Origin of the sequence: Flavobacterium cutihirudinis (assembly GCF_003385895.1) — a bacterium.
Taxonomy (GTDB): Bacteria; Bacteroidota; Bacteroidia; order Flavobacteriales; family Flavobacteriaceae; genus Flavobacterium; species Flavobacterium cutihirudinis.
This window is the reverse complement of the sequence record NZ_QRDQ01000008.1, coordinates 356,289-369,634: the sequence shown is the minus strand read 5'-3', so window position 1 is coordinate 369,634 and position 13,346 is coordinate 356,289. Positions and strand designations below refer to the sequence as shown.

Annotated in this window: 15 protein-coding genes; 12 read left to right on the top strand and 3 right to left on the bottom strand. The window is 34.5% G+C overall.

The window, feature by feature from the left end; all coding sequences use genetic code 11:
* From BD847_RS21045 to proC, 12 genes are all read left to right on the top strand, one after another.
* Positions 1 to 132, top strand: a complete 132-nt coding sequence (locus tag BD847_RS21045) for a hypothetical protein (protein WP_262511887.1) — start codon at positions 1 to 3, stop codon at positions 130 to 132.
* Positions 133 to 279: 147 nt separating this feature from the next.
* Positions 280 to 450 (top strand): hypothetical protein, encoded by a 171-nt coding sequence (locus tag BD847_RS20820; RefSeq protein ID WP_167443838.1) that lies wholly within the window; start codon positions 280 to 282, stop codon positions 448 to 450.
* 69 nt (positions 451 to 519) lie between these two features.
* Entirely contained in the window at positions 520 to 1,062 is a 543-nt protein-coding gene (locus tag BD847_RS07365) for a DMP19 family protein (RefSeq protein WP_115887648.1), read from the top strand.
* Positions 1,063 to 1,283: 221 nt separating this feature from the next.
* A complete protein-coding gene (locus tag BD847_RS07360) occupies positions 1,284 to 2,828 on the top strand; it encodes a patatin-like phospholipase family protein (RefSeq protein WP_115887647.1) in 1,545 nt (514 codons plus the stop codon).
* 114 nt (positions 2,829 to 2,942) lie between these two features.
* Positions 2,943 to 3,362 carry a lipocalin family protein gene (locus BD847_RS07355; RefSeq protein WP_115887646.1) on the top strand — a complete coding sequence of 140 codons (420 nt, stop codon included), beginning with the start codon at positions 2,943 to 2,945 and terminating at the stop codon, positions 3,360 to 3,362.
* A 276-nt stretch (positions 3,363 to 3,638) separates the two neighbouring features.
* Positions 3,639 to 4,910, top strand: coding sequence for a serine--tRNA ligase (gene serS, locus BD847_RS07350; protein WP_115887645.1), 1,272 nt, complete (start codon positions 3,639 to 3,641; stop codon positions 4,908 to 4,910).
* A 98-nt stretch (positions 4,911 to 5,008) separates the two neighbouring features.
* On the top strand, positions 5,009 to 5,827 hold the full coding sequence (lgt, locus tag BD847_RS07345; protein WP_115887644.1) for a prolipoprotein diacylglyceryl transferase: 819 nt from the start codon (positions 5,009 to 5,011) through the stop codon (positions 5,825 to 5,827).
* A 91-nt stretch (positions 5,828 to 5,918) separates the two neighbouring features.
* A complete protein-coding gene (locus BD847_RS07340) occupies positions 5,919 to 7,700 on the top strand; it encodes a tetratricopeptide repeat protein (RefSeq protein ID WP_115887643.1) in 1,782 nt (593 codons plus the stop codon).
* A 152-nt stretch (positions 7,701 to 7,852) separates the two neighbouring features.
* Complete coding sequence (locus BD847_RS07335) at positions 7,853 to 8,164, top strand: DUF4286 family protein (protein WP_115887642.1); 312 nt, start codon at positions 7,853 to 7,855, stop codon at positions 8,162 to 8,164.
* Between the two features lie 183 nt (positions 8,165 to 8,347).
* Positions 8,348 to 9,133 (top strand): 16S rRNA (adenine(1518)-N(6)/adenine(1519)-N(6))-dimethyltransferase RsmA, encoded by a 786-nt coding sequence (rsmA, locus tag BD847_RS07330; protein ID WP_115887641.1) that lies wholly within the window; start codon positions 8,348 to 8,350, stop codon positions 9,131 to 9,133.
* Positions 9,117 to 10,466, top strand: coding sequence for a magnesium transporter (mgtE, locus tag BD847_RS07325; protein ID WP_115887640.1), 1,350 nt, complete (start codon positions 9,117 to 9,119; stop codon positions 10,464 to 10,466). Before rsmA ends, mgtE begins: the two co-directional genes overlap by 17 nt.
* Before the next feature lie 112 nt (positions 10,467 to 10,578).
* Complete coding sequence (gene proC, locus BD847_RS07320) at positions 10,579 to 11,364, top strand: pyrroline-5-carboxylate reductase (protein WP_115887639.1); 786 nt, start codon at positions 10,579 to 10,581, stop codon at positions 11,362 to 11,364.
* Positions 11,365 to 11,440: 76 nt separating this feature from the next.
* Here proC and BD847_RS07315 read toward each other — a convergent pair whose 3' ends face one another.
* The 3 genes from BD847_RS07315 to nhaA are packed head-to-tail and all read right to left on the bottom strand — an operon-like array spanning position 11,441 to position 13,311.
* A complete protein-coding gene (locus BD847_RS07315) occupies positions 11,441 to 11,839 on the bottom strand; it encodes a c-type cytochrome (protein WP_167443837.1) in 399 nt (132 codons plus the stop codon).
* 24 nt (positions 11,840 to 11,863) lie between these two features.
* The gene (locus BD847_RS07310; protein WP_115887637.1) at positions 11,864 to 12,163 is read right to left on the bottom strand and encodes an antibiotic biosynthesis monooxygenase; all 300 of its coding nucleotides are present in this window, start codon (positions 12,161 to 12,163) and stop codon (positions 11,864 to 11,866) included.
* Positions 12,160 to 13,311, bottom strand: a complete 1,152-nt coding sequence (nhaA, locus tag BD847_RS07305) for a Na+/H+ antiporter NhaA (protein WP_115887636.1) — start codon at positions 13,309 to 13,311, stop codon at positions 12,160 to 12,162. The genes BD847_RS07310 and nhaA overlap by 4 nt, the downstream gene beginning before the upstream one ends.
* Positions 13,312 to 13,346: the final 35 nt, after the last annotated feature.

Below are 13,346 nucleotides of genomic sequence, written 5' to 3'. Positions count from 1 at the left end.
ATGAGAAGTGAAAGAATTAAGCTTTTGGATATGGCTTTTTGCATGGTTTTAGGGTTTCGTGGTTTAGCTAATATTGGAGCTAACAAAATCTTTGCCAATTCATTACGTCTAATGAAACCAAGTCTGCGTTAGGGATAGCAGCGAAAAGCCCGGAGCCTGACGAAGGAAGTGAGGACTTGTAGCGGATAGCCCGGCCCGGAGGGAAACGCCCAAAAAATTATTATAAATTACATCATTATTTCACCGAACTTTGCAAAACAAATCTTAGATGAGGAAATCATGGCAAAAGGACCTGAAAAAAACACCAAAAATAAGGCTTTGCATACCAAATTGCTGAATCGGAAAAAGGCAAAACTCCGTGAAGAAAAAGAAGCGCAGAAACTTCGTCTGAAAGCTTTAGTTGCAAAGATTAATGAGCAAAAGAAAAATGACAAACCGGATACTATATAAATTCGATTGTGTTTCTTTTCTATTTTTATTTAATTGAAATTTGCAAAAACAATTCAAAAACAAAAGACAATGGAGGAATTTGGCAGAATTATAGTTTCGGAAACAGCGATGAATAGCGGGAATCCGCAGGATGTTATCAATTCTAATATTTCGGTAATCAACCTGATGCGCGAGGAAAAAGTAGACGATGATTTTATTCACGAAGATGCATTGATGAGTTATTATCTGGATTTTTATGCTTCACAATATGCAGCCGGAAATTTTTCGCAGTTTGTTTATAATTCGGGTTGGAATAAAGAACTCAACGAACTTATTGAAGAAGGTTTGGCATTAATTGGTGCCGAAAAACATTTAGAATTGTTTCAGGCGCAAGCCAAAAGAGTGAAATTGCTAAGTACCGTTAAAATTGGAAAATTCTTAAAAGGAAAACTCGAAGGCGTGAACCCAACAAGAGATTTGCTTAATAATAATTCGTTTTTTGAAATTGATGAAAATCTGGTCGAACTAAACGCTAATTTCCTGAAAAATCATCCTGACTTTGAAGTGCTTCCGGTTGATGAAATCTATGAGGTTTTGGAAGAGTTTGTTGGGCATGAGATTAAAAAAGATTAGTTTTTTAGTTAAAGAGATTTTTTACTGCAGAGATATACAAAGTTTTTTTAATCACGCGAAGTCGCGAAGTCGCAAAGAGAATTAAAAACTTTGCGACTTCGCGACTTTGCGAGATTCATTTACGTTCCTTTAAAAAGACCTTTGAATCTTTGAACCTTTGTCTCTTTGTCCCTTTTTAGAAAATCTTTATTAAATTCGCTTTTCATAATAATTAATTCAAAATGAAGAATCTATACAGTTTAATATTGTTTTTTCTTTTTGTTCAAATCGGATTTTCCCAAAACAAAATCAATCTTTTTTCAGAGATAAATTATAATTCCATTCCGGCGGTTTCTTTAGATGATTATAAATCGGTTCAGGAGCGAAATACGCAGTTTCAAAATCCAAATATTGCTTTGGGAATTGGGATTTCCGGAGGAGGATCGAGAGCGCAGTTTTTTAGTTTGGGCGTTCTTCTAGGATTAGAGGAAGTTTGGAAAACAGATTCTAATCATAATTTTTTGAATGAAATCGATTATTTTTCCACTGTTTCTGGTGGTTGTTATTCGGCAGGATATTATTTGACGATTCTGAAAAACAAACTGCAATATGAAAACTGTAGTTTTAATGAGTTTTATTTCTCTAAAGCCGATGCCTACAAATCTGACGTAAATAAATCGGCTACAATCCTTTCTCTCCTGAACAATAGCCGAAACGAAAAGGGCGAAAAGGTTTCCATGGCACAAAGATTAGATTTGGAAGTTTTGCAATACGATAGTACGAATCCTCAAAACGAGAATAAGTTTAAAACCCAAATGCTTTTATCGGATTTTTTTATTCCGAAGGACAGCAAACTAAAACCGCAGCTTCCTATTATGGTTGCTAACGGAACGGCTTACAATAATGGAGAACGTTTTCCTTTTATGCCGCATATTATCCGTAATATGAAAATTAATTCTTCGCTTGCGCCGAATAAAGCGTCACTTCCGCTTGACGGAAATGAAATTAATAATGGTTATGATTTTCCGCTTACTTATGCTATTACGGCAAGTTCAGCTTTTCCGGGTGTACTCCCAAAAACCAAATTCGGAATTAAAAATCAGGATAAAATTTTATGCGTGATTGATGGCGGCGCATCTGATAATACGGGTTATGAAACTTTGATTGAATTGCTTCACAACGATTCTAAAGTAAAGGACAAAAACAAAAAAGCGCTTTTTATTGATTGTTTGGGTCAGGGTAAAAAAGCACCTTTTATAAATGATGAAAAAATTAGGTTGTTATCGTTACTTGAAACAGCATCTTTATATACGGTCCAAACGCGCTATATTACTTTTGAAAGGGATGTTCAAAATGTTCTGGAGAAATATAAAATTCCGACTTCAAATTATCAGGTTATTGGTTTTACGACTTTGCGCGAATATTTATTGACATTGAAAAAAGATCAGGCATACGAAGATCTGGTAACGCAGCTAAAAAATTCTGATGATGAAACGGCAAGCTGGCTTAAACTTCATGATGATTTTAAAGCGCATTTGATTGCGAAATTTGGATTGCAAAGTTTTAAAATTGATAAAAACGGCGAAGCACAACTGGCTAGCTTAGATAAAGAAAAGTTTAAGGATTTTGGTGCCAGCGAACTTTTAATGTTATATGAATATGCATCTCATGTTGAAACTAAATTAAAAACTACTCCCGAAGAAAAAGAAATGCTATTGCTTTCAGGTCGTTTTGCAGCGTATATAAAAACCAAAGAACTTCAGGAATTACTTGTCGAAAATAAGTAAAATTCTATTTTTAGATTAATTTGTAGGAATTATATAAGTGTTTTTTCAAGTTGTGTAACAAATTCGGATTGCTTCGAAATTAATTTAGCAGTATTAATTTTAAAGAAATCAAACATGAAAACTAAACGTATATTTTTCGGACTATTATTATGCATGGGATTATTTGCAGGTTCGTGTAGCAGCGATGACAATGAAGGAGAAACATTAATTCCGCTAGAAGGAAAATGGGATTTAAGTAAAACAGGAATTATTGTTAATGGAACGGAACAATTGAGCGATCCAGTAGAAAACCAAAGTGGATGTAGTAGAGATTATCTAGAACTAAAATTGGATAATACAGTAAATGTTGGTGATTACAGTTCAGCTGTGAGCGCTTGTGCATTAACAGTGCAATCAGGAATTTATTCAAGATCTCATAATAATATAACTACGGTTATAAATGGGGTGACTAAAACTCAGGATATCGTGAATCTTACACTTAAGGAATTGAAAGTGAAAGATGCAGCGGGAATTATCACAGTTTATACCAGATAATTATAAAAACGCATTGTTGTTACTTTTTTTTGAGGCAACATAAAACGGAAATGACTTTTTTTGAAGTTGTTTCCGTTTTTTTGTTGCCATTATTTTAAAGAAATTCATAAAGAAAAACCATGAAGACAAAAAGAAAACTTTGTGAATCTCTGTGAAATCTTAATGTATCTCTTCGAAATAACTTTTTCCCAACAAACTTTGTCTTAATCTTAGGAAACATTTCCTTAAATTTGCTTCCATTATAAAAAAAAATACATTAGTTACAAAAATCAAGCTATGTTACAAATCGCATTTATTAGAGAAAATCAGGAGAAAGTAATCAAGGCTTTAGCAAAACGAAATATCGATGCTAAAAGCGTTGTTGAAGAGGTGGTGCAATTAGATGAAAACCGTCGTGCTGCGCAAGTAGAATTAGACAATGTTTTATCTGAATCTAATAAATTATCCAAAGATATTGGCGAATTGATGAAAGCGGGAGAGAAATCTAAAGCGGCCATTTTAAAAGAAAAAACAGTTTCGTTAAAAGAAAAAAGCAAAGAACTTGGCGAAAAAGCTGAAGCTCTTGCTGTTGAATTGACGAACAAATTATACACTTTGCCAAATCTTCCGGCTGATATTGTTCCTGAAGGAAAAACTCCAGATGACAATTTGAACGTTTTTGAAGAAGGTGAAGTTCCGGTTTTACACGAAGGCGCACAACCGCACTGGGAATTGGTAAAAAAATACGATATCATCGATTTTGAGTTGGGTGTTAAAATTACTGGTGCAGGTTTTCCTGTTTACAAAGGAAAAGGAGCTCGTTTACAGCGTGCTTTAATCAACTATTTTTTAGATAAAAATACTGCTGCAGGATACAACGAAGTTCAGGTTCCGCATTTGGTAAACGAAGCTTCAGGATTTGGAACAGGACAATTACCAGACAAAGAAGGACAAATGTATCATTCAACAATTGATGATTTATATTTGATTCCAACGGCTGAGGTTCCGGTTACGAATTTATTCCGTGATGTTATTTTGAACGAAAGCGAATTACCGGTTTTACATACAGCGTATACGCCATGTTTCCGTCGTGAAGCAGGTTCTTACGGAGCGCACGTGCGCGGATTAAACCGTTTGCACCAATTTGATAAAGTAGAAATCGTACGTATTGAGCATCCGGATAATTCTTATGCAGCGCTTGACGGAATGGTTGAACATGTGAAAAACATTCTTCAGGAATTGAAATTACCATATAGAATTTTACGTCTTTGCGGAGGCGATATGGGATTCACATCGGCTTTGACTTATGATTTTGAAGTGTTTTCTACCGCTCAGGATCGTTGGTTAGAAATTAGTTCTGTTTCTAACTTCGAAACATTTCAGGCGAATCGTTTGAAATTACGTTTCAAAGACAAAGACGGAAAAAATCAATTGGCGCACACTTTGAACGGAAGTTCATTGGCTTTGCCTAGAGTTTTGGCCGGAATTTTAGAAAATTACCAAACTCCGGAAGGAATCGTAATTCCAGAAGTTTTACGTCCGTACTGCGGATTTGATATTATAAACTAAATTTTTCGTAATTTAGAGAATTAAACCTAACAGTCCCGAGGCTTCGGGATAAACCTGTTAGGTTTCTTAGTTTTAATAATTAGCATAAATAAAATAATATGAGCGGAATTCTAAATTGGAATGTAGATCCTGTAATTGTAATGATTACAGATAGTTTTCCTTTAAAATATTATGGAGCTCTTTTTGCCATCGGACTTTTATTAGGCTATTATATTGTCCGAAATATTTATAAAAAAGAAAACATTTCCGTAGAAAACCTCGATAGTTTATTGGTTTACGTAATTGTGGGAACAATTTTAGGAGCAAGATTAGGACATTGCTTTTTTTATGAACCTGAATATTTTCTGCAGCATCCAATAGAAATACTTTTACCAATTGAGAAAATAGGTGGAGTTTACAAGTTTGTTGGTTTTCGCGGTTTAGCTAGTCATGGCGGAACGATAGGTGTTTTAATCGCAATGATTTTATATTGCAGAAAATACAAAGTAAAGCTTTTGTGGCTTTTAGATAGAATGGCAATTGGTGTTCCGGTTACAGGCGCTTTTATCAGATTCGGAAATTTTATGAATTCGGAAATTTACGGAAAACCTACTAATGGAAATTGGGGTGTTGTTTTTCAAAGAGACGATTTAATTCCGAGACATCCAACGCAATTGTACGAAGCATTTGCATATTTGTTGATTTTTGGAGTTTTATTTTGGATGTATAAATCAGATAAAATAAAGCAAACTAGCGGATTACTATTCGGAACTTTTTTAACGTTATTGTTTTTAGCTAGATTTATAATTGAATTTTTTAAGGAAAATCAAGAAGTATTTGAAAATAGTATGATCATCAATATGGGGCAAATTCTAAGTATTCCCTTTATTTTAATTGGATTAACTTTGATTGTCTGGAAATCAAGAACTGAAATTTGAGGATAGTTTACAGTCTCAGTTTACAGTTTACAGTTTTATATTGGGACTGTAAACTGCGACTGCGACTAAACTGCGACTAAAAAACTGAAATATGAAAAACATCTTTATCTATATCGTTTTACTGTGGTCAGGTCTTACATTTTCTCAAAATGAGCAACTTGCTCAATATTACTACGATAAAGGTGATTTCGAAAAAGCAAAAATCAGTTATGAAGAGCTTTTAAACAGTTCGCCGTCAAATACACAATATTTTTTAAGAACGGTCGATTGTTATCAGCAATTGCAGCAATTTGGTGTGGCAGAAAAAGCCATTCAGGATCGTTATAATAAATACAAACAAGGCGTTTTTTTAGTAGAATTAGGTTATAATTATCAGCTGCAGAAAAATGAAGCTAAAGCTAAAAATTACTACGATCAGGCTATCGAAAAAATCCAGAAAAACCCAAATGATGTTTACGGAATTGGAAATTCTTTCGAGAAAAAAGTTTTGCTTGAATATGCTTTAAAAGCCTATCAAACGGCAATGCAGGTTCAACCAAATTATAATTTCAATTTCCAAATTGGAATGTTGTACGGACAACTTGGAAAAACAGATCAAATGATTGATCTTTTGCTAACAGAATCCTATCAAAATCCGCAAAACAGTAATTTGATTCAGACGCAATTATCCCGTTTCATGAATGGTGAGACAGATAATACCGCTTTTAAAGATGCTATGCGTAAAGCCTTAATTCTGAAAACCCAAAAAGATCAGGATGTTTTCTGGAATCATTATTTAAGCTGGTTTTATGTACAGCAGAAAGAATTCGGAAAAGCTTTTATTCAGGAAAAAGCGATCTACAAACGTGAGCCGGAATCGCTTGCAAGTATTGTAAATCTTAGTCAGTTTGCTATGAATGAAGATGATACCGAAACCGCGACCGAAATATTGAATTTTATTCTTCAGAACACAAACGATCTCAATTTGCTGATTCAGTCAAATGCATATCTAATGCAGATAAAAATTGATAAAGCACAGGAAAAAGATTATCCGCTTATTGATACTGAGCTGCAGCAATTGCTCACAACTTATGAGGTAACTCCTTTTAGCTTATCTTTGCAATTAATTAGAGCGCATTTTCTGGCTTTTAATATGAAAAAGACTGATGAAGGTCTTGCCGTTGTAAAAAAAGCTTTAGAATTAAATCTGACCGATTATCAGGAAGCAGATGCCAAAATGGAGCTTGCAGATATTTTGCTTCTTGAAGAAAAGTTCAATCAGGCGTTAATTTATTATTCTCAGATTCAATTGGATTTAAAGAATGATGTTATGGCGCACGAAGCGAGTTTGAAAGCAGCGAAAACAAGTTATTTTAAAACCGATTTCGAATGGGCTTTAAAACAGTTTAAAGAATTAAAAGCGGCCAGCACGCAATTGATTGCAAATGACGCACTGGAGTATTTTTTATTGATAAACGATAACACCGCCGCAGATTCGACCCAAACGGCTTTGAAGCAGTTTGCAAAAGGTGATTTTTTAATTTATCAGAATAAAAAACAAGAAGCTATAACGCAGTTTCAGAACATTCTGAAAACCTTTAAAGGACAGGAAATAGAAGCTGTTACATTGTTGCGTTTAGGTAAAGTTTATGAAAGCCTGAAAGAGTATAATTTGGCTTTAAGCCAATACCAGCAAATCATTGACAATCATAGCGACGGAATTTATGTAGACGAAGCGCTGTTTTTCTCAGCAGAAATTTACAATGACGAATTAAAAGATATAGAAAAAGCAAAGCCTTTATATGAAAAGGTAATTTTTAATCATCAGGATAGTATTTACTTTGTTGATGCCAGAAAAAAATACCGAGAATTAAGAGGAGATAAGAATTTATAGTTGGGTTTAACCGGTGAATCGATTAACCGTTTAACCGAATAAAAGATTAAAAAAGAATTAGGAATGCGATGATTCAACAGCGGTTTTTAAGATTCTCAAAGTAAAAAAACTTAGAATCTTAGTATCTAAGAATCTCAGAAACTTTAAAAAAAATGATTATTTACAACATTACCACAAATATACACGAAAGCGTTCACGATCAATGGTTGAAATGGATGCAGGAAAAACACATACCGGAAATTCTGGCAACTGAAAAATTTTCATCTGCACGAATTGTAAAGGTTTTGGTGGAAGAAGAAATGGGCGGAATTACGTATTCGGTTCAATATACAACAGACAGTAAAGATACGTTGGAGCGATATTATCTTGAAGATCAGCCAAATTTTGACAGAGAAGCTTTAGAATTGTTTGCAGATAAAATGCTTTCTTTCAGAACAGAATTGGAAGTTATTTCAGAACATTAAAAAGATCGTTAGATTATTAGATTCTTAGATTTTCTAAAAATTGTAGAAATCCAAGTCTTTGTGGAGAATAAAAAAATAAAGCTTTGTGTCTTTGTGCCTTCGTGGCAAAAAAAACAGAATAAGCTTTGACCCTTCGGGGTAAAAAGAATACTTTTGCGCCCTCGTGGCAAAACAAGTAAGAAAATGGAAAAAGTAAAAGCCAAAAAACATTTAGGACAGCATTTCCTTAAAGACGAAAGCATCGCAAAAGCAATTGCCGATACTTTGAGCTTGAAGGGATATGATGAGGTTTTAGAAATAGGACCAGGGATGGGTGTGCTCACTAAATATTTACTTGACAAATCAGTTACGACGCGAGTAATCGAGATTGACACTGAATCTGTTGCGTATTTGGACGCAAATTATCCAAAATTAAAAGATAAAATTATTTCAGAAGACTTCCTGAAATACAACATAAATCAGATTTACGAAAACAAGCAATTCGCCATAATTGGTAATTTTCCTTATAATATCTCTTCTCAAATTGTTTTTAGAACATTAGAGTTCAGAGATCAGATTCCGGAATTTTCCGGAATGTTTCAAAAGGAAGTTGCGGAGCGAATCTGCGAGAAAAAAGGATCAAAAACTTACGGAATTCTGTCTGTTTTAGCACAGGCTTTCTATGATACTGAGTATTTGTTTACTGTAGACGAAAATGTTTTTATTCCTCCGCCCAAGGTCAAGTCGGGTGTGATGAAAATGACCCGAAAGGAAGATTATAGTCTTCCTTGTGGTGAAAAGTTATTTTTTACGGTTGTAAAAACAGCTTTTCAGCAAAGACGAAAAACATTACGTAACAGTTTGAAAACATTAAATTTATCAGATAAATTGCGAGAAGACACTATCTTTGATAAACGTCCAGAGCAACTTAGCGTTGACGAATTTATTGTTTTGACTCAAAAAATAGAAGCCGATGGAGTTCAAAGTTAGCAAAGAATTTATCCAACAATTAGAGGAACTTATCGTTAAGAAAAATGACAATGAACTTGAAGTTTTACTTAATGATCTTCACCATGCTGATATCGCTGAAATTCTAGAAGAATTAGATTTTGACGAAGCAACTTACATTTTTAAGGTTTTAGATAGTGATAAAACGGCCGAAATTCTTCTTGAACTAGAAGAAGATCTGCGTGAAAATATCTTAAGCCGACTTTCACCAAAAGAAATTGCTGAAGAGCTTGACGAGCTTGAAACAAATGATGCTGCCGATATTATCGCTGAGCTTTCGCAAGAAATCAAAGAGGAAGTTATCTCGGAGTTGGTCGATGTTGAGCACGCAAAAGACATTGTTGATTTATTACGCTATGATGAAAATACAGCGGGTGGATTGATGGGTAAAGAGCTTGTGAAAGTCAATGAAAACTGGAACGTTTTGACCTGCGTAAAAGAGATGCGAATTCAGGCTGAAAATGTCTCAAGAGTTCATTCGATTTATGTGGTTGACGATGAAAACAGATTAAAAGGAAGATTATCGCTTAAAGATTTATTGACTTCTTCAACCAAAACTCAGATTGGTGATGTTTATATCCGAAAATTAAATTTTGTAAAAGTAGATACCGAAGATGTCGAAGTTGCTCGTATTATGCAGAAATACGATTTGGAAGCAATTCCGGTTGTAGATGAACTCGGACGTTTAGTAGGAAGAATTACAATTGATGATATCGTAGACGTAATCAAGGAAGAAGCCGACAAAGATTACCAGTTGGCAGCGGGTATTACGCAGGACATTGAAAGTAATGACAGTGTTCTTGAACTGACAAAAGCACGTCTTCCGTGGCTTTTGATTGGAATGGTAATCGAAATTGTGGCATCTTTTGTTTTAAAAGATAATGAAAGTGCTTTTCAAAAGTATTCAACTTTAATTATTTTTGTGCCTTTACTTTCGGCAACAGCTGGAAATATTGGAGTTCAGGCTTCTGCAATCGTAGTTCAGGGTTTGGCGAACGGAACTTTGAAAGAATTCAGTCGCGGTTATTTCAGTAAGGAACTTACCGTTTCTATGATTTCGGGAAGCATTATTTCGCTTCTTTTGCTTGGATATCATTCACTTATGTATGGGCAATATTTAGTTGGTATGGCAATTTCTATTTCTATGATTGTTGTGATTTTGTTTGCTGCAACTCTCGGGACTTTAGTACCGTTGTTTTTACATAAAAACAAAATTGATCCCGCAATAGCGACCGGTCCGTTTATCACAACAACAAATGACGTTTTTGGGATTATGCTCTACTTTGGAGTAGCTAAAATGATTCTTGGTTTCTAAATTTTTGCCACAAATTAGCGCGTTGCAGTGATTTAAAATATTTAAATTCTGTGTAATTTGCAGGCGGGAAACAAGATGTTAACCATCCAGAAATAAACTTAAACCAAGCAACATGAATGTACACATTATAGGAGGAGGAAACCTTGGGGTTTCTATTGCCTTGGGAATTGCTCAATTTTCGAAAAACAATCAGGTTACAGTTACAAGAAGAAACGTAGCGAATATTCAATATTTGACTGAATACGGCATTACAGTTTCAAATGATAATAAACACAATATTCAGGAAGCTGATGTTGTAATTTTAACTATAAAACCTTATCAGGTTGATACGGTTTTGGCTGAAATTCTTCCTGTTATAAAAGGAAAAACCATTGCTTCTGCTGTTAGCGGATTGTCTTTGGATATGCTTCAGGACAAAACAAATAATGAGTTTCCGGTGGTACGTATTATGCCAAATATAGCGGCGCAATTTGGAGAATCGGCAACTTGTATTTCTTTTCCGGAAACAGACCGTGAAGAAGCTTTGCCAATTGTTGATTTGTTTCAGGATTTAGGAACTGCTCCGGTTATTGATGAGAAATTGATGGATGCAGCGACAGTTTTAGGCGCTTGCGGAACAGCATATGCTTTACGATACATTCGTGCTTCGATGCAAGCCGGAATAGAAATTGGTTTTGATTCTAATACTGCTTTGGCAATAGCCGCTCAAACGGTAAAAGGAGCTGCAAAAATGCTTTTAGAAGAGCGAGTGCATCCAGAACAATTAATCGACCGTGTAACAACGCCTCAAGGCTGTACAATTGTCGGTTTGAATGAAATGGAACACAATGGTTTTAGTTCTTCATTGATAAAAGGAATCAAAACTTCTTTGAAACAAATCAAAGGGTTATTAAAATAAAATCCCAATTTATAAAATAAGAAATTCCAAATTCCAATTTTAAAGTTGGAGTTTGGAATTTTTTATTTTATAAATTTTACTCCGAATGGCAGTATTCTATTAAATCATAAACATCTTTTTTGGTTAATGTTTTTGAGAACACCGTTTTATGATAATCAATGGCTAGTATTTCTACTTTTGTGCTGTCGATTTTGTGTTTTTTATTCGTTAGCCAATTTATAAAAACTAATGAATCAACTTCATGAAGTGCCGGACCGGTTGATTTGGAGTTTAATTTATGACAGGCTAAACAGTTAGAATCAAATACTTTTTTACCTTTTTTTTGATTGGTTGTTAAATCGGCATTTCCGCAAGAAGATACACTTCGGGTCGAACTATATGGATTTTCAGAATTGTTTTTTTTCAATAGAAGCGATACGCCAAGAATTAAGATTATGGTGGTAAAAGAAAAAAGTATGATTCTTAGCTTTTTCATTTTCATTCAATTTTATTTCTGATTTTAAGCAAATACTTCAAAATGCTCAACATGCTCTTCAAATTCTAATAGAAAATGTTCATCTTCTGGATAATATTTTGCTTTTTCGAAGTCTTCTCCGGCAAAATTCCTGATTACTTCCAGATTTTTCCAATATGTTATAAGTGTAAAATGACCTTCGTTGTTTTTGATATTCCTTAAAAAAGAAAGCTTTACAAATCCCAATGTTTTTTCATAATCTGGAATGGCAGTTTTGATCATGAATTCGGTGTAAACCTCATAATCTTCGACTTTTGTTTTTCCGTGCCAGATCCTTGCAATCATGATTTTAAATTTTGTTTTTTACTCAATGTGTATTTTAAATAGAAAAACCCGAAGAAGCCTGAAAGTAATGAAGCAATTAAAATGGCAATTTTAGAAAAAACAATTGTTTCAGGGTCTTTAAAAGCCAAAATTGTAATGAATATAGACATTGTAAAACCAATTCCGCCCAGCATTCCGGCGCCCAAAATGTGTGCCCATTTCAGGTTTTTTGGTAAAGCGCATAATCCTGCCGTTACGCCAATTGATGAAAAAAGAATAATACCTAAAGGCTTGCCTACCAATAATCCTAATATAATTCCGAAAGTATTTGGATGATTTAAGCCTTCGTGCCAATCCGATTCGATCGCAATACAGGTGTTGGCAATTGCAAATAATGGCAAAATGATAAAACTCACTGGTTTGTGCAGAAAGTGTTGCAGCCTATACGAGGAAGTTTTTTTGCCGCCATCTCCAAACGGAATTACAAAGGCTAGAATAACTCCGGTTATGGTAGCATGAACGCCAGAATTAAGCATAAAGTACCACATTATAGCGCCTCCAATTAAGTAAGGCAGCAGATTATGAATTTTCATTCGGTTTAGAACAAATAATAAAAGCCAAATGACCAACGCAATGGCAAGATTCATAAAAACAATCGAGGAAGTATAGAAAATAGCGATAACCAAAATTGCGCCCAAATCATCAATCACCGCCAAGGCAGTTAGGAATACTTTTAGTGATGCAGGAACTTTATTTCCAAGAAGGGATAGAATTCCGATAGCAAAAGCAATATCAGTGGCCATTGGGATTCCGGCTCCGTTTTGTGTAGCGGTTCCATAGTTTAAAGCAAGAAAAATTCCTGCTGGGATAATCATTCCGCCAATTGCCGCAATAATCGGTAGCGAAGCATTTTTGATATTTGATAATTCACCATGATAAATTTCGCGCTCTAATTCTAAACCAATTAACAGAAAGAAAATAGTCATCAAACCGTCATTGATCCAATGAGTGATCGAATGTCCGCCCAAATCTTTGTGCCAGAATGCAACATATTCATGAGAATAAGCTGAATTGGCAAAGTATAAAGAACAGATTGTAACAAATAATAAGAGCAATCCGCCGGATTTTTCGTTATTAAAAAAAGAGTTAAAAGTCTTGGTGAGTTTCATTTTTGGAAAGGTGTGAAGATTTTGAAGAAAGAATT